We start from the raw sequence: 19120 nt of genomic DNA, 5'->3' as shown, positions 1-19120 counted from the left end.
CCCGGCCGGCGCACTAGCGGGTGGCTTCGATGGTGATGCCGCCGTTGGTGGTCCGCGCGCTGATGGAGCGGCGCGACGTGCTGTCGGAGGGCACGGTGTCGTCGGTCACGGTGCCGTTGGTGGTCTGTGCGGTGATCCGGTAGCTGACGTCGTCGACGGGCACCCGCACGGTGATCTGCCCGTTCGTGCTGCCGGCCTCGACAGTCTCCGGGGCATCCACGAACGCCAGGGTGACCGAACCGTTGGTGGTGGCGGCGACCACGGACTTCGAGACGGCGTCCGTCACCCGGATATCGCCGTTGGTGGTCTGCAGGTCGACCGGTCCAACCGTGCCGTCGGTCTCGATGACGCCGTTGGTCGTGGTGAGGGTGACCCGGCCGGTGAGCCCGGATGCGGCGATGCGGCCGTTCTCACCGGCCGCGGTGACCGGCAGCGCCTTGGGCAGTTGCACGGTCACCGTCACGGAGCACCGGGAGAAGATCTGGGCCCGGCAGCCGCCGCGCACCTCGGTCACGCCGCCATCGGTGTGGGCGGAGAGGGTGGGCTCGTTGCCGAAATACGAACCCGTCATGCGCACGTGCACCTCGTCGTCGGTGCTCGGTTCGAGCACGATCACGGCGTTGGGCAGCTCCACGCTCAGGCTGGTGCCCGGCGCGAGGTCGGCGCTCTGATCGACCGGACCGCTGCGGCCCCACAGCGCGATCACGAACGCCGCGATGAGCAGGAGCGCCCCCACGATCGGGATGAGGACGTACAGCAGGATGCGCCAGACGGGAGTCGGGTTCTTCCCGGCCGGCGGTGGCGGTGGCGGTGGCAGTGCTGAGGTGTCGGTCATGGCAGGCTCCCCGGATCAACGGCGCCGGGCGCGCCGGACCGGGCCGCGCGAGGCATCCGTGTTGGGGACGCTAGCAGGGTTGCCGGCGCCTCGATATGGCACCCGGGTCAGCGCTTGGTGATGTCCCTGCCGCGGTAGCGCAGCACGCGGGCACGCACCGAGAGGATGCCGCCGAGCACGAGGGCACCGATCGCCACGGGAAGCAGCGTCGTCAGCATTGTGTTGCCGGTGGCGGCGTTGAAGATCATGAGGGCCACGGCGAAACCGCTGCAGGCGAACGCGGCGACGGTATAGGTGGTGAACGACCAGGATTTCATGGGTAAGCATCCATTCTGTGGCGGTCGGCGTTTCGGGCGCCGGGCTGACTACACGGTAGCAGCGTGCCCCCGGCACGCGGCCCGATGCGGTGTTCGCCACGAAGCGAAAGTAGGCTGGATGTCTACCACCGATTCAGAGATAGGTCTGACGTGAAGGTCATCAGCTACAACCTGCGCAAGAACAGTGCCAGCGGGGAACTCATCGCCCTGGCCGAAGAGTACGACCCCGACCTGCTGTGCCTGCAGGAGTGCGACACGCTCGACCTGCCCGCCGAGGTCGGCCTGCTGCATCTGGCGGATTCCACCACCCGCAACCGGCTGGGCCTGGCCGTGTACTACCGGCGGGACCGGTTCACCGCACAGAAGACCCAGACCTTCGCGCTCAAGAAGTCTCTGCACGACCTCGTGCTCACGCCGGCGCACGAACGACTGATCGGCACCCGCCTGTTCGACATGGCCGCGCAGCGTGAGCTCGTCGTGGCGTCGTTCCACGCCGCGCCGCTCACGGCGCTGAACTCGCTGCGACGCAACCAGATTCGCTCGGCCCATGAGGAACTCGCCGTGCTCGGCCCCAACCTGCCGACACTGATGGTGGGCGACTACAACTACCCGATCTTCAAGAAGCACCTCAGCAGGGAGGTCAAGGAGTCCGGCTACGACCTCACCCTGAGCGACAGCCGCACCTACACGCGGTACAAGTTCTTCCGCGGCCACTTCGACCTGGCCACCTCGGTGGGGCTCACCATCGACAACGTCGAGACGCTGCCCCGCGGCACCTCAGACCACATGCCGATCCTGGTCACCTCGTCCTACACCAACGGTCCGGCCGAGGGTTCCCCGGAGGCCGCCGCGGCCCCTGTCGACGGCGAATTCTCGATCTAACCGGCACCCGCCCACCCCGCCCGGCCGCCGGCCGGTCCGCTGCCGCGCTTCCGCGGCACTCCTGACCCTGCCCGCGGGTCTAGAGTCAGGCATACAGATTGCGAAGGAGCCCCATGGCCGGTCCTGGTTTCGCCGTGATCGATTTCGAAACCACCGGCCTCTTTCCCGCTCATCACGACAGGGTCATCGAGCTCGCCGTGGTGCACGTCAGCGACCGGGGCCTCATCGAGGGCCGCTGGGAGACGCTGGTCAACCCGGGCCGGGACCTCGGCAGGCAGGACATCCACGGCATCCGGGCGGCCGACGTGCTCGACGCCCCCTCCTTCGCCGAGATCGCCCCGCGGCTCATCGAGTTGCTGCGCGGCCGCGTGGTCGTGGCGCACAACGCGAGCTTCGACATCCGGTTTCTGCTCGCCGAACTGAGCCGGGCCGGCCGGGCCGCGCCCGCCGAGATCGTCAGCCTGTGCACCATGCAACTGGCCCGCGATTTCCTGCCCGGCGCTGGACGCTCCCTCGCCGACTGCTGCGCGGCCCTCGACATCGACCCGGGCGCCGCCCACCGGGCCTCCGTCGACGCTCTCGCCACCGCCCGACTGCTCGCCGCGTACATCGAGGCAGCGGATGCGCCGGAGTTCTGGTTCGCGCACCTCGCCGCGGCCGCCGCGTCGCAGTGGCCGGCCGGCGAGGTGTCGTCGCTGCCGTGGTGCGCGCGCACGGTCTCGTCGCACCCGATGACCGCGGACTCCTTCCTCGAGCGCATCACCACCCGGTTGCCGGATGTGGCCGGCCCGGCCGAGTACGTCGACTACCTGGCCCTGCTCGATCGGTGCCTGCTCGACCGGGCGCTGTCGGTGCACGAGGCCCAGTCGCTGGTGCGGCTGGCCGGCGAACTCGGCCTGAGCCGGTCCACCTGTGAGGCGCTGCACCGGCAGTACTTCGCCGCGCTGACCGCGCTCGCCTGGTCGGACGGCATCCTCACCGGCGGGGAGCTCGCCGACCTGGTGAGCGTGGGCATGCTCCTCGCGCTGCCCACAGAGACCATCGCTGCGGCGCTCGACGAGACCCGGCAGCAGACCCCGGCCCCGGCCGCCGTGGCGCCGGCCGGACCCGGCTTCGTCCTGGTGGCCGGTGACCTCGTCGTGCTGACGGGGGAGATGAGCCGCACCCGCAGCGAGCTGGAGCGGGAGCTGCGCGAGCTCGGCCTGGTGCCGTGGCGGGCGGTGACCAAGAAGGTTAAGCTGCTCGTGGCCGCGGACGCCGATTCGCTCTCCGGCAAGGCCCGCAAGGCCCGCGACTACGGCATCCCCATCGTCGACGAGGCCACCCTGGCCCGCCTCGCCGGCGCGCGCTTCGCCGGGGCGTGAGCCGGTCGGGTTCGCTAGTCGCGCACCCGCAGCAGGTTGGCCCGCTCCGGATGCTTGGCGAACCACTTGCCCACGTACCAGCAGTCCGGCGACACGGCCCGGGTGCTGGTGGCCTCGACGTCGTCCATCGCGAACTCCACGACCTGCCCGGCCAGGCCCTGCCCGCGGCGGTGGGGATCGGTGAAGGTGTGGTTGAACGAGACGATGTCGCCCTGTACGCGGTAGTCGGCCAGGGCGGCGAGCTCGCCGTCGATGTAGAGGGCGTAGCGGGAGGCATCCGGTTCGTGCACGAGAACTGTGGTCACCCGTTAAGCGTAGACCGCCGCTTGCCCTGCGGGGAGCGGGCCGGTGTCGGTGGCCTCCGGTAGCCTGACCACATCCCAGCAGGTGGAGGCGCCTTCGTGTTCTTGCTCGATTCAACAGTGATCTTCAGTGCGAGCGACCTCGGCGCCGCCGCGGGCTGCGAGTGGGCCGTGATGCGAAAACTCGACGGCAAACTCGGCCGCATCGAGACCGTGCACGACGAGGGTGACGCCATGCTGCGCCGGGCCGGCGCTCTCGGCGACGAGCACGAGCTGCGCTATCTCGAACGGCTGCGGCAGAGCCGCGACGTGGTCGAGTTCGCCCGCCCGTCGATGCGGGACCTGCCGGAGGCGGCGGCCGCGACGGCGGACGAGTTCCGGGCCGGCGCCGACGTGCTTTTCCAGGCCACCTTCTTCGACGGCCGCTTCGTCGGGTTCGCCGACTTCATCATGCGCACCGAGGACGGCGCCTACGAGGTCTACGACACCAAGCTGGCGCGCTCGGCGAAGATCACCGCCCTGCTGCAGGTGGCCGCGTACAGCGACCAGCTCGACAGGCTCGGCATCCGCACCGGCGAGCAGGTGCACCTGCTGCTCGGCGACGGACGCACGAGTTCGCATAGGCTCCGTGACATCCTGCCCGTCTACCGCAAGCGCCGCGCCCGGCTCGAACGCCTGATCGACGAGCGGATCGCCGACCCGGAGCCCACCCCGTGGGGCGACCCGCGCTACGCGGCCTGCGGGCGGTGCGCGGCGTGCTCCGTTGAGGTGGAGGCGCACCGCGACGTGCTGCTCGTCGCCGGCATGCGGCTCACCCAGCGCCGGCACCTGCTCGAGGCTGGCTTGACCACCATCGAGGCCCTGGCGGCGAGCACCGGCCCGGTCGACGGGCTCGTGGACGCCACGACCGAGGCACTCCGCGCCCAGGCCCGGCTGCAGCTGCAGTCCCGCCAGCTCGCCACCGGGCAGTCCGGCCATGCCGACGCCCCCGCCTTCGAGGTCTACAACCCGGTGGCGCTCGGTGCCCTGCCCGAGCCCGACGCCGGCGACATTTTCTTCGACTTCGAGGGTGACCCGCTCTACAGCGAGACCGCCGTCGGCACCGACAGCCCGGAGTGGGGCCTGGACTACCTTTTCGGCCTCATCGAGACCGACGGCACCTTCCGTCCGTTCTGGGCGCACGACTACGCCGAGGAACGGCAGGCCCTGATCGACTTCCTGGCCTATGTGGCCAGGCGACGCGCCCGGCACCCCAATTTGCACATCTACCACTACGCCGCGTACGAGCGCACCCACCTGCTCTCGCTGGCGGCCCGGCACGGTGTGGGCGAAGACGCCATCGACGACCTGCTCCGCGACAACGTGCTCGTGGACCTCTACCCGGTGGTCAAGAAGAGCCTGCGGGTGGGCTCCCGCAGCTACTCGATCAAGAAGCTCGAACCGCTCTACATGGGCGACGAGCACCGCGAGGGCGTCGACAACGCCGCCGACTCCATCACCGAGTACGCCGACTCCCGCGACCTGTTCAGGGCCGGGCAGACGGATGCCGCTCAGGCCAAGCTCGACGCCATCGCCGACTACAACGAATACGACTGCCTCTCCACGCTGCGCCTGCGCGACTGGCTGCTCGCCCGCGCCGACGAGGCCGGCATCCCGCGCGCGGCCGCCCGGGACCTGACGCTCGACATCCCGGTGCGCGAGCCCAGCCCGGTCTACCTTGCCCTGGCGGCCGAGGTGGCGGATGCGCCGCCCGGCGACCGCACGGCCGACCAGACCGCGATCGCCCTGGCCTCCGCCGCCATCGACTACCACCGCCGGGAGGGCAAGAAGTTCTGGCAGGAGCACTTCGACAGGCTGCGCAACCCCGTCGACGAGTGGTCGGCCACCCGTGACGTGCTGATCGTGGCGCAGGTCACCGTCGAACGCGACTGGGGCCTCGTGGGCCGCGACCGCAACCTGTCCAGGGTGCTGCGCATCGAGGGCGAGCCGGCGCCGGGAAGTTCGCTCAAGCTCGGGCAGAAACCGTTCCTGCTCTACGACGCCCCCTACCCGCCGCTCGCCCAGGCCGGCGAGCCCGGCTCGAGGGTGGCGCACGAGCGCACCGAGATCACCGGGCTGGTCGACGAGGCCACCGGCGAAGAGGTGCTCTATGTCACCGAGAAGCTCGGCCGCGGCGTCGACGCCTACGACCAGTTGCCGATGGCGCTGACCCCGGCGACCCCGCCGCCGCCCGGTACGCAGGTGCCGGCGATCGCCGAGTGGGGCCAGCGGGTGCTTGACGCGTTACCGGCGATGCTGCCGGATGCGGCGCTGGACGTCTTGCGGCGGGTGCCGCCGCGGCGCATTTCGACAGGCTCAGCACAGAGGGTGGTCTCGACAAGCTCGACCAGCGGGGTCTACTTCGACAAGCTCAGCACGGCGTCGACAGGCTCGAGTGACATCACCACGGCCATCCGGGACAGCCTGCTCAGCATCGACAGGTCGTACCTGGCGGTGCAGGGCCCGCCCGGCACCGGCAAGACCTACACGGGCTCGCGGGTGATCGCCGAACTCGTGCGGGACCACGGCTGGAAGATCGGCGTGGTCGCCCAGTCGCACGCGACCGTGGAGAACATGCTCAGTGCCGTGCTCAAGGCGGGACTCGGCTCCGGGCACGTGGGCAAGAAGGCCAAGGCGGGGGAGCAACCCCGGGAGAACGGCTGGACCGCACTGGCGCCCAACCGTTTCGCCGAGTTCACCGGCCAGGCCGGCGGCTTCGTGCTCGGCGGCACGGCCTGGGACTTCAGCAACGCCGCCCGCATCGAACCGGGCTCGCTGGACCTGCTCGTGATCGACGAGGCCGGCCAGTTCTCCCTGGCCAGCACCATCGCCTCCGCAGTGTCGGCCCGGCGCCTACTGCTGCTGGGCGACCCGCAGCAGCTGCCGCAGGTGAGCCAGGGCTCGCACCCCGAGCCCGTGGACGTGTCGGCGCTCGGCTGGCTCACCGACGGGCACGATGTGCTCCCGGCCGAGTTCGGCTACTTCCTGGCCAAGAGCTGGCGCATGCACCCCGCGGTGTGCGCGCCGGTCTCCGCACTCTCCTACGAGGGCAAGCTCGAATCCCAGGCCGCCGCCCGGCACCTCGACGGGGTCGAACCCGGCCTGCATCCGCTGCCCGTGCCGCACACCCTCAACTCCACCTCGTCGCCCGAGGAGGCCGACGCCGTCGCCGGGCTGATCGGCTCGCTGCTGGGCCGCGCCTGGACCGTCAACGGCGCGAGCACCCCGCTCGGCCAGCAGGACCTCATCGTCGTCGCCCCCTACAACGCGCAGGTCGAGGTGATCCGCCAGCGGCTGGCGATCGACGGCTGGCACGATGTGAGCGTGGGCACCGTCGACAAGTTCCAGGGCCGTGAGGCGGCCGTGGCGATAGTGTCGCTGGCGGCATCCAGCGCTGAGGAGGTGCCGCGCGGGCTCGAATTCCTGCTGCTGGCCAACCGGCTCAACGTGGCCATCTCCCGTGCGCAGTGGGCGGCGTACCTGCTCTATTCACCCGCGCTCACGGATGCCCTGCCCCACAACGCCGGCACTCTCGCGCAGCTGAGCGCCTTCATCGAGCTCGTCGAAGGCTGAGGCTTCAGCGCCCGAGTTGCTCCGCGAAGCGCTCTGGCAGCACCACGTTGGCGCCGACCCCGGCGAAGAACGGTGCGACCTCGGTGGGTGTGTAGCCGGCGATGCCGCAACCGATCTCGGTCACCAGAAACCTCAGTTCCGGATGCTCGGCCGCGAAGCGAACGAATCCGGTCACCTCGTGCCGCAGCACGGCCAGTCCGCTCATGCTGTTGATCGCATAGGACTGCCCGTGCAGCCCGTGGCCCTGGCCCCAGACCGCGCCGAATTTCTCGTGGGCCAGTGCGGCGGCGCCGGCCGCGTGCAGCCCGGTCGCGTTGGACCCGAAGACGAAGACCTCGCCGGGTTCAAGCCGCGTGATCCGCATGACTCAGACTCCCGTCGGGGACCCGGGATTGAGGCGGTTGGTGGGATCGAGCTTCATCAACAGCTGGTTTGAGATGGCGTCGAGCTGCGCGATCTGCTCGTCGGTGAGCGGGTCGATCACGTTCTCCCGCACCGTGCGCACGTGCCCGGGCGCGGCGGCCTGCACGACGGCCCAGCCCTCCTCGGTGAGGCTGGCGTTCGTCGCCCGCCGGTCGCTCGGACACGGGGTGCGTTGCACGAGCCCGCGGTCTTCGAGCCGGCGCACCACGTGCGAGAGCCTGGGCAGGCTGGAATTGGTCATCGAGGACAGCCCGGTCATCCGCAGGGTGTGGTCGGGCGCCTCGGAGAGCATGGCGAGCACGTAGTACTCGAAGTGGCTCAGGTCCGAGTCGCGCTGAAGCTGGGAGTCGAGCAGGCCGGGGACCAGCTCCACCACGGCGACGAAACGCAGCCAAGCGTGCAGTTGGGCCTGGTTGAGTCCCTGCACGGCGGGCGTTTCGTTCGTGTCCATGTGGATAGCTTATCAAGCAGATCCAGCTTTAGTTGACGCAACAACTAAAAGCCGATACATTACTTGTAACAACAACCAATCATCCGCCGCAAGGCGAGAGGGAGTACGTCATGACGAGCATCAGCATCATCGGGGCAGGCAACATGGGAACCGCGATCGCGACGATCGCGGCCACGGGCGGCGCTTCAGTGCAGCTGCTGGCCCAGGACGCCGACAAGACCGCGGCGGCCGCGGCGCTGGCCGGCGCATCCGTCGTGTCGGGTGTCGTGGGCGATGCCCTCACCGGTGAGATCGTGGTTCTCGCCCTGCCCTACCCGGCGGTCGCCGGGGTGCTCGCTCAGTACGCCGGCCAGCTCGACGGCAAGATCCTCGTCGACATCACCAACCCGCTCGACTTCGCCACCTTCGACTCGCTCGTCGTGCCGGCGGACGGCTCCGCCGCGCAGGTCATCGCCGAGACGGTTCCCGGCGCCCGCGTGCTCAAGGCCTTCAACACCACCTTCGCCGCCACCCTGGCCACCGGCGGCGTCAACGGCGTCGCACCCACCACGGTGCTCGTCGCCGGCGACGACGCATCCGCCAAGGAGGCCCTGATCGCCCTGCTCATCGCCGGTGGCGTGCTCGCCCTCGACGCCGGTGCCCTCAAGCGCGCCCGCGAACTCGAGGCCCTCGGCTTCCTGCAGCTCACTCTCGCCGCGGGCTCCTCCATCGGCTGGACCGGCGGCTTCGCCCTGGTCAAGTAGCCAGCCCCTTTCGCGAACTGAGAGAAAAGCCCCAAGAATCCAAGATTCTTGGGGCTTTTCTCACGGTTCGCGGGCTATGCGAGCAAGGCGCGGATGTCGTCGGGGGTGAGGGCGGCCGCGAATACGGCATCGTCGTCGAGGACCGCCTCGACCAGCTTGGCCTTGGACTCCTTGAGCGCCATCACCTTCTCCTCGATGGTGTCGGCGGCCACCAGCCGGTAGACCATCACGTTGCGGGTCTGGCCGATGCGGTGGGTGCGGTCGATGGCCTGGTTCTCGCTGGCCGGGTTCCACCAGGGGTCGAGCAGGAACACGTAGTCGGCCTCGGTGAGGTTCAGGCCGAAGCCGCCGGCCTTGAGGCTGATCAGGAACACCGGTGCGTCCCCGGTCTTGAACTCGTCGATCACGCCCGGCCGGTCGGTGGTGGAACCGTCGAGGTAGCTGTACCGCACGCCCCGGGCGTCCAGGCGGGCGGCGGCCAGGGCCAGGTAGGAGGTGAACTGGCTGAAGATCAGCGCCCGGTGCCCCTCGGCGACCACCTCGTCGAGTTGCTCGAACAGCGCATCAAGCTTGCTGGAGGGCACGCCGGCATACTGCTCGTCGACCAGCGAGGCATCCAGGCTCAGCATCCGCAGCAGGGTGATCGACCGGAACACGATGAAGCGGTTGGCCTCCAGGTCGTCCATCAGGCCCAACAGCTTCTGCCGCTCGCGCTGCAGGAAGGTGTCGTAGATCTCCCGGTGTTCCGGGTCGAGGTCGATGTGGAGCACCTGCTCCTGTTTGGCCGGCAGGTCGCGGGCCACGACATCCTTGGTGCGCCGCAGCATCAGCGGGCGGATGCGCCGCCGCAGCCGGTCGATCAGCTCGCGCTGGGAGCGCACCTTGCGTTCGGCCGGGCGCAGGTACTCCTCGGTGAAGCGGCGGGCCGAGGGGAACAGGCCGGGGGCCACGATGGCGAACTGCGCCCAGAGTTCGAGCAGGTTGTTCTCCAGGGGCGTGCCGGTGACGGCCAGTTTGAAGGGCACGTCGAGGTCGCGGGCCGCGCGGTGCAGCTGCGAGGTGCGGTTCTTGACGAACTGGGCCTCATCGAGGATCAGCCCCGCCCAGCCGTGCGCCTGGTAGGCCTCGAAGTCGAGGCGCAACAGTGCGTAGGAGGTGACGAGCACGTCCACGCCGTCGGCCTGGTCGGCCAGGGAGCGGCCGCTGGTGGCCTGGGTGCTGGTCACCGAGCCCACGCGGAGGCCCGGCGTGAACCGGGCCGCTTCGGCGAGCCAGTTGGAGACCACGGAGGTGGGCGCCACGACCAGGAACGGCCGGCGGGGCTCCCCGGTGCCGGCGGGGTGCTGCACGGCGTGGCTGAGCAGCGCCAGCACCTGCAGCGTCTTGCCCAGGCCCATGTCGTCGGCGAGGATGCCGCCCAGGCCGTGCTCCCAGAGAAAGACCAGCCACTCGAACCCGGCCAGCTGGTACGGGCGCAGGGTGGCGTTCAGCCCGGCCGGCAGCGGCGTGGCCCGGGGCAGGGCCGCGGCATCCGCTTGACCGCGCTCGAGCTGCAGCAGCCCGCCCACCGCGGCCCGCCACGAGACGGCCTGCTCGGTCTCGTCGGCGAGGTCCTCGAAGTCCGACCACAGGCTGGCCTGGTGCCGGTTGATGCGCAGGCCGGTCTCCCATTCCGACAGCGCCCTGGCCTCCTCGATGAGTTCCCGCAGCCTGTCGAACACCGGCTGGGTGAGCGAGAGGTAGCTGTTGTCCACCAACAGCAGCTTCTTCCGACCCTTCGCCAGCGCCGTGAAGATCGGGTTGAACGGGATGCTGCGACCGTCGATCCGCACGATCACGCCGAGGTCGAACCAGTCGCGTTTCTCGGTCTCCACTGTCGTCACGATCAGCTGTGGGGTGCCGGTGAGCTCCCGGTAGTCCGGCTTCTCGCCGATCAGCTGCACCCGCACCCCCGGAATGGCGTCGAGCCGGGGCAGGGTTCGGTCGGTGTATTCGGCGGCGGACAGGCCCTTGAGGGTCACGGGCAGCGCGTCAGGGTCGGCGGGCGCGGACAGGTCGGGCAGGGCGGTCGTCACCCTGGCCAGGACCTCGTCCTCGGCCTGCTCGTCGCGGTCGCCCTGCCACTGCCAGTCCAGCCGCACGGCCTGCTTCGGTTCGAAGCTCACGGTGTGCACGAGCACCGGAGGAGGCGGCGGCGGGAACTCTACGGAGGCATCCGTGCTCACGATCGGCAGGCTGCGGCGCAGGGTCGGGTAGTACTCGCGCAGGAACTCGTCGACCTCGCCGGCCGGCACGACCAGGCCGGGCGCGCCCGCCGAGCGGTCGCCGGTGCTGCCGAGCAGACGGCGCTGCTCCGCGCTCAGCGGTTCGAGGCTCGGGGCCAGCACGATGGCCGGGTCGGCGCCGAGCCTGTAGGCGTAGACACCGTGGTCGCCGAGCGCGCCGGCATCGCCGACCGGATGCCGGTGCCCGTCGATGTTGAGCACGGGGGAGAGGGTGAGGGCCTCGGGGGTGTGCACGGCATCGAGCAGCACACTCGCCGTGGCGGCCACCGTCACGGCGGCGTCCTTGTGGCTGCCGGTCAGGCCGATGCCCAGCCGCTGCGCTTCGGCGAGCAGGTGCCAGAGCAGGGGGCTCTCGAACTCGTCGAGGTAGAGCCACTCGGTGTCCTGGCCGTTGTAGACCGGCCGGTCGACCCTGTGCAGCGGCACGAACTGGCAGAACCAGCGGTGCTGAGCAACGTTGAGGTTCTGCCGATTGAGCTGGTAGCCCACGTTGCTCCAGGTGATCGTGGACTTCACCCACTTGCCGGCGTCGCTGCGGAGCACCGGGCGCACGCCGAGCCGAACAGCGCCGGTCCTGGCCCGGGTGGCCGAGGCGCGCACGGCGGTGGCCCCGCGCCAACGGTCGTTGCTGCGGGGGGTCTGCTCCCGCAGCTCGAAGAGCAGTCCCATGGCCGTGCGCGCGCCGTCGCCGGGTTCGTCGACGGGCGGCAGGGTCGGCTCCGCCGGGGCCGGGCCGGTGAGTGCCTCAACGGCCGACTTCCAGTCGGCTGCGCCAGGTGACGGCGGGGTGGGCGGCATGGCTCAATGCTCTCACGCACCCACCGACAGCCGGGCCGAGGCCGGGGGCATCCGGTCAGGTCGGGCGTGGTCCGGTGTCGGTGGCTAGCGGATGGCCCGCAGCCCGACCGGCATCGGCGTGCGGGAGTCGAGCCAGCGCTCCAGCTCCGCCGCGGGAATCGGGCGCGACAGGTGATAGCCCTGCGCCATGTCACAGCCGAACTGTGCCAGCTGGTCCAGCACCTCCACGGTCTCGACGCCCTCGGCCACGATGCGCATCCCCAGGCTGTGGCCGAGGTGGATCGAGGACGCGACCAACGCCGACGCCCTGTCGTCGTCGAGCATCGGAATGACAAAGGACTGGTCGAGCTTGAGTTCGTCGATCGGCAGGTCGCGCAGGTAGGCGAGCGAGCTGTAACCGGTGCCGAAGTCGTCGACGGCGATCAGCACGCCGGCCTTCCGCAGCCGCAGCAGGATGTTGCGGGCGCGGTCGCGGTCCACCAGCAGGAATTCCTCGGTGACCTCGAGCATGAGCGCGGAACCGGGCAGCCCCCGTTCGGTGAGCATCGTGGTGACCACCCCGGCGAGCTGGTAGTCGGCCAGCGACCGCGACGACAGGTTGACGGCCACCGTCACCGTGCGCCCCTGGGCCTGCCAGAGCACGGCCTGGTCGAGGGCGAGTTCGAGGACCACCCGGGTGAGGGTGCGCATCAGGCCACCGTTCTCGGCAACGTCCAGGAACGCGGCAGGGTACAGGAGCCCCCGCGTCGGGTGGTTCCAGCGCACCAGTGCCTCGACGCCGGGCACGGTGTCGGTGGGCAGGTGCACCTTGGGTTGGTAGTGCAGCACGAGCTGGTTGTTGGCCAGGGCGATGCGCAACTCATGCAGGGTGCGCAGACGGGCTTCGTCGTTGCTGTCGTCGCCGGGGGAGTAGACGTGCTGGCCCACCCGGCTGGACTTCGCCGCGTACATGGCAATGTCGGCCTTGCGCATCAGCCCGCTCAGGTCGGAGCCGTGCTCCGGCGACAGCGCGATGCCGATGCTCAGCCCGATCTCGAGGCTCAGTCCGTCGATCACGAGGGGACGTGCGGTCACCAGGCGCAAGCGGCGGGCCATGGCCGTGGCGCGTTTTTGGTCGGCGTGGTGCAGGTGGACGGCGAATTCGTCGCCGCCGAGCCTGGCCAGCAGATCCCCGGCCTGCAGGGCGTCGGACAGCCGGGCGCCGATTCGTTCGAGCAACAGGTCGCCCGCCTCGTGGCCGAGGCTGTCGTTGATCTCCTTGAACCTGTCCAGGTCCAGCACCAGCAGTGCGCTCGGCCTGGCGTCGACGGCGCGCAGCCGGGCGGCGACATCCACGGCCAGGGCCCGTCGGTTGGGCAGCCCGGTCAGCTCGTCGGTGCGGGAGAGGGAGTGCAGCTGGCGCTGCCTGAAGGCCAGCGGGATCGCGGCCAGTGCCAGGGTGCCGCCGGCGAGGCCGACAGCCAGCACCGAGACGTGGGTCTGGCTGGCCAGCAGCAGCACGGCCAGGCCGGCGGCCGTGGCCGCCATCGGAGCCGTCACCGACGAGGCGGCGTCGGTGGTGCCGTCGGCGACGGTGACCACCGCCGAGTCGTCCGGCAAGGGGCGGCGGCGCCCCGAAGCGAGCACCCACGCGGTGATGAGTGCGAAGCCGATCGCCCAGACGCCGTTGAGGGCCGATCCGATGAGCACCGAGTCGACCTGCACCTGCAGGGCGTAGACGGCGTCGGCCGTGGCGAAGAGCAGCAGACCGACCGCCAGCAACAGCCCGGAGCGGCCCAGCACCCGGCCCGGCATCGCAGCGACGCCCGCGAGAGCCGCGATGAGCAGCAGGTCGAGCACCGGAAACGCCATGCTGAGAAAGACCGGCACGGAAAACGGGGAGTTGAACGCCGTTTCGAGGGCCGGGGTGAGCATCATGGCGAGCACCGAGGCGGCTCCCAACGCGCCGACGGCGCTGTTGAGAAGCACCGGCCAGGCCGGCGCGCGCAACGAACGGCGGGCTATCACGGCGAGCACGCCCACCATGAAGACGTAGAACAGCAGGTAGCCGGTGTCGGCGAGCGAGGGCATGAGCGCAGCGCCGGCATGGTCAGGAAGCAGCCTGTACGCGGTGTCGCCCACGGCCAGTGCCGTCACCGCTGCCGCGGCGAGGATGATGTCGGGCCGGGAGAGGCGCACCCGGTTGACGGCCAGCCAGACAAGCACCACGGCTGCCCAGTCGCTGAGCACGGCCAGCCAGCCGTCAACGAACGGGTTGAACCGGCCGCCGTGGAACACCAGGCCGAGGAGGTTGGCGAGCAGCAGCACGGCGATGCCGCCGAACACGACGTAATCGGCGCGGGACAGCCGCGGCCGGGGACGCGGGATGGTCGACACTGACGTCATCGTCGAGTCCCCCCTCCGAGACCAAGTACCTTGCGGACACACTGCCGCGACCTGCTCACTTTACTGGGTTGTGCACCGTCGCCGACCAGCGTCCCACCCCCTGGCCATCGAGCGGGCTAGGCGGCGTCGCCGTCTGCGCCGCTGAGGGAGGCGAATTCGCCTTCGCCAGACGGGTGCGCTCCGGCCGCATCGATCACCCAGGCGTAGTCGAAGGCCCGCTCGCGCCAGCCGGCGTAGCGACCCGAGACACCGCCGTGGCCGGCCGACATCTCGGTCTTCAGCAGCGCATCCGCCCCTACCTCGCGGAGCCTGGCGACCCACTTGGCCGGCTCCACGCAGAGCACCCTGGTGTCGTTGAGGCTGGTGACGGCGAGGATGCGTGGGTAGTGGGTCTGGTGCACGTTCTCCAGCGGCGAGTAGCTCTTCATGTAGGCGTACACCTCGGCGTCGTGCAGCGGGTCGCCCCACTCGTCCCACTCGATCACCGTGAGCGGCAGGCTCGGGTCGAGGATCGAGGTGAGCGGGTCGACGAACGGTACTCCGGCGAGGATTCCGGCGAACAGCGACGGCGCCATGTTCGCTACGGCGCCCATCAGCAGGCCACCGGCGCTGCGGCCCTCGGCGACGAGCTTGTCCGGCGAGGTGTAGCCGCAGTCGATGAGGTGCTCGGCGCAGGCGACGAAGTCAGTGAAGGAGTTGCGCTTCTGGTGGGTCTTGCCGTTTTCGTACCAGAGCCGGCCGAGCTCCCCGCCGCCGCGCACGTGGGCGACCGCGAAGATCATGCCCCGGTCGAGCAGGCTGAGCCTGGAGATGCTGAACGACGGGTCGATGCTGATCTCGTAGGAGCCGTACCCGTAGAGCAGGGTCGGCGCCGGGATACCGGGCTCGACGAGGTCTTTGCGGTAGACGATGGAGATGGGCACCCGGGTGCCGTCGGCGGCCACGGCCCACTCGCGGCGCTGCTCGAACAGGGTCGGGTCGTAGTGGCCGAGCACCGGCTGCTGCTTGAGCAGGCGCAGCTCGCCGGTGGCGACCACGTAGTCGTAGACCGTCGAAGGGGTCACGAAGCTCGTGTAGCCCAGACGGATGGTCGGCTGGTCCCATTCCGGGTTGCCGCCGGTGCCCACCGAGAAGAGCTCCTCGTCGAAGGTGATCTCGGTGAGGCCGCCGCCGCGCTTGGTGGCGTAGGCCACCCGGGTGAGGCCGTCTTTGCGGTACTCGACAACGACGAAGTCGCGGAACGCGTCGACGCTCTCGAGCCGGATGCGCTCGCTGTGCGGCAGGACCACCCGGCCCTCGTCCTGCGGGTCGCCGGCCGGGACGCTGACGAGTTCGAAGTTCACGGCGTTGTGGTTGTGCACGATCAGCAGGCGGTCCTCGCCGTCGATGACGGCGTGCTCCACGTCGTACTCCACGTTGTCGCGCCGTGGCCAGACCACCGTGAACTCGCCGGTGGGGTCGGCGGCGTCGAGGAGGAAGGTCTCGCTGGTGACGCTGGAGCCGGCTTCGATCATGAGGTAGCGGTTGCTGCGCGAGCGGCCGACGCCCACCCAGAATCGTTCGTCGGGTTCGGTGAACACCGTCACGTCTGCCTCGACCGGGGTGCCGACTTCGTGGCGCCAGACGGTATCGGGGCGCCATGCGTCGTCGACGGTCGTGTAGAACACGTAGCGACCGCTCGGGTCGAAGAGGGCGCCGGCGCTGGTGTTCGGGATTTCGTCGGGCAGGTTCGCGCCGGTCGCGATGGTGCGGATCCGCACCGTGTAGCGCTCGTCGCCCTCGACGTCGACGGCGTAGAGCAGCGTGGTGCCGTCGTCGCTCACGTCGAAGCTGCCGAGGGAGTAGAAGTCGTGCTCAGCGGCCTCGGCGTTGTCATCGAGCAGCACCTGCTCGCCGGGCAGGCCGGGGGCGGATTCGCCCGCATTCGTTCCGGTGGCCGGTTCGATCACCGGGGGAGTCCAGTCGTCCGGGCCGCTGATGGGCGCGCGGCAGTGGATGCCGTACTCCTGCCCCTCCACCGAGCGGGTGTAGTGCCACCACTGCCCGCGGCGAACCGGAACGCTGAGGTCGGTCTCCTGGGTGCGGTCCTTGATCTCCTCGAAGATCTGCTCCTGCAGCAGCTCCAGGTGGCTGGTGCGGGCATCCGTGTAGGCGTTCTCGGCCGTGAGGTGCGCGGTGACCTCCGGGGTGTCCTTGTCGCGCATCCACTCGTAGTTGTCGACGAACACATCGTTGTGGTGGATGCGCCGCGTGGGCTTCCGGGCGGCGACGGGAGGAAGGTTCATGACTTCAGCGTAGCCATCTCGTCCGACCGTGTCCCGTGTGGCTCCGTGCAGTGGCGCATCCCGGTTTGGGGGGTGATCCGGGCCGGCTGCGCGCCGAAGCATAGGCCTAGGGTGTGGATTGGAGTGGACGAGCCAATGAAAGGCCTGGGGGATATGCGCGCACCGAATCGGATGACAGCGGCTACGCATCGTGCCGTGGCGGCAGGCACACTACTGGTTTTGCTGACGGGATGCTCCGGTGGCTCGCAACCGTCGGAACCGTCGTCGTCGGCCGCGCCAACCGCCCTGAAACAGGAAGCGGAAGTTCTCGCGCCCCTCGACTGCCCGGCCGTGGTGCCGGCCGCGGCTGTCGCCGGCATCCTGGGCGTGCCCGTCGAGGATCTGGCCCAGGTCTACCCCGACCCGTCGACGGGCGGCGCGTCCCCGAACAGTGAGGCCGTGGCGATCGTGATGGCGGCTGCCGCACGAGAGGCGTCGGGCGAGCAATCGTGCGGGTACTGGGCGGCAGCCGGTACGGATGACGAGTCCTCGGTGCGTGTCTCGGTCCTGCCCGGCAGCGCGAGGTATTTCGCTCTCACCGAGCCCGACCCGAACGACGGCCACCCCATGCTCCCGGTGGGCCTCGGTGACGCGGCGTTCTTCGCCTGTCGGGGTGGCGAGTGGGACGGGTGCCGGGCGCAGATATTGGTCGGTGAGAACTGGCTCTCGGTCTCTGTCGCCAAGCAGGAGCCCGATGAGGCGGAATTCCTGGCCTACGCGGGCACCCTGGCCGATGCCGTCGCCGAGGTGACACTGACCAGTCCGCCGATCGCGCCCCGGGTAGAGTGCGCGGCGCTGCTCAGCCCGTTCGACCTGACCGAGTCAGGTCACCTCATCGATGCGGGCGGAGGTGACATCACGCCGGTTGGCAGCGGTAATTTCCGATTCGAGGTCCCGGCGTATCTCGCCGGCCTGGTGGATTGCTCGTGGGGCTCCGACCAGGGCGCCGGCGGGGACCGGGTACACCTCACGGTGCTGCCCGCCGCGCAGAGCGCCTGGAGTCAAGCGTCGATCGCGAGCCTGAATTCGTCGATTCCGGTGCAGCCCGTCGACCTGTCGCACGACGCGGATGCTCGGTGGCCTGACGCGGGAATCGAGGCTTTGTCGGGCTGCTCCGACCACGACTGCCAGGTGACCGTGCTTGCGGATGGTGTCTGGCTCACCGTGACCACCACGGGCCCGGCAGGCCTTGCGGATGCCACGGCGCTCGCGGTGAAAGCTTTCGCGCGCTACGCGGCGGCTGTGTAAGAGCTGGCCGAGCGCCTCCGGCTGGCAGCTTCCCCTCTACGGCGAAAGAACTTCTGGAAGTGTCATTAAATATAGTGACATTTTCTCGCATAAAGGTTCGATTCGTGAGAGAATGGGGTTATGGATGACGAGCTAGTGGGCTCCACCGCACCGACGGGAACTCCTCCCGCCGGGTCGAATCTCCATGATTGGAACACCGCCCTGGCCGGCCCGGCGCCGGATGCTTCCGGCAGTGCTGCCGCCGGCTCGGATGCCGCCAGCCTCAGTGGCAGTACTGACACTGTGACGACAGGCGCAGGCCCCTCTGGCAGGCCGCGTCGCGGCCGGGGTGAGGGGAAGCCCGAGTGGCGGGATCCGGCCGAACTGCCCGGGGTGCAGCGTGCTCACACCGGGCCGTTCGGCGAGAAACTTCAGGCCTTGGATGACGCGGCGCGCACGGTGCGGGCGGTGATGGATTCCATCGACGTGAACGCGTTGAGCGACCCGGAGGTGGTGGCGTTGACGCAGATGGTGGAGCGCACCGGCCGGCCGGTGGATGCCGCCCGGGTCAGCACCGCGACCGTGGTCGGGTACCGGTCCCGGTCTGCGTTGGGCCGGGAATCCCTGGCCTGGCGGTTTGGGGCGACGCATCAGAACGATCTGTTGATCCGGTTGACGGGCACGTCGGTGCCGGAGATGAAGCGCCGGGTGGCGCTGGGTGAGAAGGTGGCCCCGCGGGCGTGGAGCGGGGCGGTGTTGGAGCCGGTGTTCCCGTTCGTGGCCGCGGCGATGGCCGCTGGCGAGCTCGGTATCGACGCGGCGGAGAACATCGTGACGGGCCTGGCCGACTACAAGGTGCACGGCCGTTTCGACGCGAACCAGACCCAGGTCGATGGCGGGGAGGCCGCCCTGGTGGAATCGGCGACCGGATCGGTGTTCGGCCGGACCCGCGGCCCGAACGACCCTGGCAGCGAGAGCGACGGCGATACCGGCGCCGGTACCGACACCGACGTTGTCTGTACCGGACCGATCAAACGCTTGGGCGCCTCGGTCGGGTTCACCTTCCCGGCGGACCGGATCCGGGAGATGGCCGCGACGTGGCAGGCGGTGCTGAATCCCGACGGGGCCGCCCCGAACGATGCGGTTTTTGAGGCGAAGTCCACGTTCTCGTT

At 69.8% G+C, this 19120-nt stretch carries 14 protein-coding genes; 6 read left to right on the top strand and 8 right to left on the bottom strand.

The window, feature by feature from the left end:
- Window positions 1-13: 13 nt before the first annotated feature.
- Both CXY76_RS06820 and CXY76_RS06815 read right to left on the bottom strand, forming a co-directional pair.
- Entirely contained in the window at window positions 14-835 is an 822-nt protein-coding gene (locus tag CXY76_RS06820) for a DUF4097 family beta strand repeat-containing protein (protein ID WP_104163497.1), read from the bottom strand.
- Window positions 836-942: 107 nt separating this feature from the next.
- Window positions 943-1152 carry a hypothetical protein gene (locus CXY76_RS06815; RefSeq protein WP_104163496.1) on the bottom strand — a complete coding sequence of 70 codons (210 nt, stop codon included), beginning with the start codon at window positions 1150-1152 and terminating at the stop codon, window positions 943-945.
- A 150-nt stretch (window positions 1153-1302) separates the two neighbouring features.
- Between CXY76_RS06815 and CXY76_RS06810 the strand changes: the two genes are divergently transcribed.
- Together CXY76_RS06810 and CXY76_RS06805 are read left to right on the top strand one after the other, a co-directional pair.
- Entirely contained in the window at window positions 1303-2034 is a 732-nt protein-coding gene (locus tag CXY76_RS06810; protein WP_104163495.1) for an endonuclease/exonuclease/phosphatase family protein, read from the top strand.
- Window positions 2035-2147: 113 nt separating this feature from the next.
- Window positions 2148-3398 (top strand): exonuclease domain-containing protein, encoded by a 1251-nt coding sequence (locus tag CXY76_RS06805; RefSeq protein ID WP_104163494.1) that lies wholly within the window; start codon window positions 2148-2150, stop codon window positions 3396-3398.
- Between the two features lie 14 nt (window positions 3399-3412).
- Here CXY76_RS06805 and CXY76_RS06800 read toward each other — a convergent pair whose 3' ends face one another.
- Entirely contained in the window at window positions 3413-3703 is a 291-nt protein-coding gene (locus CXY76_RS06800; protein ID WP_104163493.1) for a GNAT family N-acetyltransferase, read from the bottom strand.
- Between the two features lie 96 nt (window positions 3704-3799).
- Between CXY76_RS06800 and CXY76_RS06795 the strand changes: the two genes are divergently transcribed.
- Window positions 3800-7312: a bifunctional RecB family nuclease/DEAD/DEAH box helicase gene (locus tag CXY76_RS06795; RefSeq protein ID WP_104163492.1), complete on the top strand. Its 3513-nt coding sequence runs from the start codon at window positions 3800-3802 to the stop codon at window positions 7310-7312.
- Window positions 7313-7316: 4 nt separating this feature from the next.
- Here the strand turns inward: CXY76_RS06795 and CXY76_RS06790 are convergent, their stop codons facing one another.
- Together CXY76_RS06790 and CXY76_RS06785 are read right to left on the bottom strand one after the other, a co-directional pair.
- Window positions 7317-7676 (bottom strand): hypothetical protein, encoded by a 360-nt coding sequence (locus tag CXY76_RS06790; RefSeq protein ID WP_104163491.1) that lies wholly within the window; start codon window positions 7674-7676, stop codon window positions 7317-7319.
- A 3-nt stretch (window positions 7677-7679) separates the two neighbouring features.
- Window positions 7680-8186 carry a MarR family winged helix-turn-helix transcriptional regulator gene (locus CXY76_RS06785; RefSeq protein ID WP_104163490.1) on the bottom strand — a complete coding sequence of 169 codons (507 nt, stop codon included), beginning with the start codon at window positions 8184-8186 and terminating at the stop codon, window positions 7680-7682.
- A gap of 110 nt (window positions 8187-8296) precedes the next feature.
- On the opposite strand from CXY76_RS06785, the gene CXY76_RS06780 reads away from it, so the two are divergent.
- On the top strand, window positions 8297-8929 hold the full coding sequence (locus tag CXY76_RS06780) for an NADPH-dependent F420 reductase (protein WP_104163489.1): 633 nt from the start codon (window positions 8297-8299) through the stop codon (window positions 8927-8929).
- A gap of 74 nt (window positions 8930-9003) precedes the next feature.
- Here CXY76_RS06780 and CXY76_RS06775 read toward each other — a convergent pair whose 3' ends face one another.
- From CXY76_RS06775 to CXY76_RS06765, 3 genes are all read right to left on the bottom strand, one after another.
- Complete coding sequence (locus CXY76_RS06775) at window positions 9004-12012, bottom strand: SNF2-related protein (protein ID WP_104163488.1); 3009 nt, start codon at window positions 12010-12012, stop codon at window positions 9004-9006.
- Between the two features lie 84 nt (window positions 12013-12096).
- Window positions 12097-14397, bottom strand: coding sequence for a bifunctional diguanylate cyclase/phosphodiesterase (locus CXY76_RS06770; RefSeq protein WP_104163487.1), 2301 nt, complete (start codon window positions 14395-14397; stop codon window positions 12097-12099).
- Window positions 14398-14513: 116 nt separating this feature from the next.
- Entirely contained in the window at window positions 14514-16682 is a 2169-nt protein-coding gene (locus tag CXY76_RS06765) for a S9 family peptidase (protein ID WP_104163486.1), read from the bottom strand.
- A 195-nt stretch (window positions 16683-16877) separates the two neighbouring features.
- On the opposite strand from CXY76_RS06765, the gene CXY76_RS06760 reads away from it, so the two are divergent.
- Complete coding sequence (locus tag CXY76_RS06760) at window positions 16878-17969, top strand: hypothetical protein (RefSeq protein WP_146073393.1); 1092 nt, start codon at window positions 16878-16880, stop codon at window positions 17967-17969.
- 120 nt (window positions 17970-18089) lie between these two features.
- The coding region (locus CXY76_RS06755) for a hypothetical protein (RefSeq protein WP_199190216.1) at window positions 18090-19120 on the top strand (1031 nt) is incomplete at its 3' end.

It is taken from the genome of Cryobacterium sp. N22 (assembly GCF_002929555.1).
Taxonomy (GTDB): domain Bacteria; phylum Actinomycetota; class Actinomycetes; order Actinomycetales; family Microbacteriaceae; genus Cryobacterium.
Note: the sequence above shows the minus strand (reverse complement) of the source record. Positions and strands in the feature narration are given on the sequence as shown.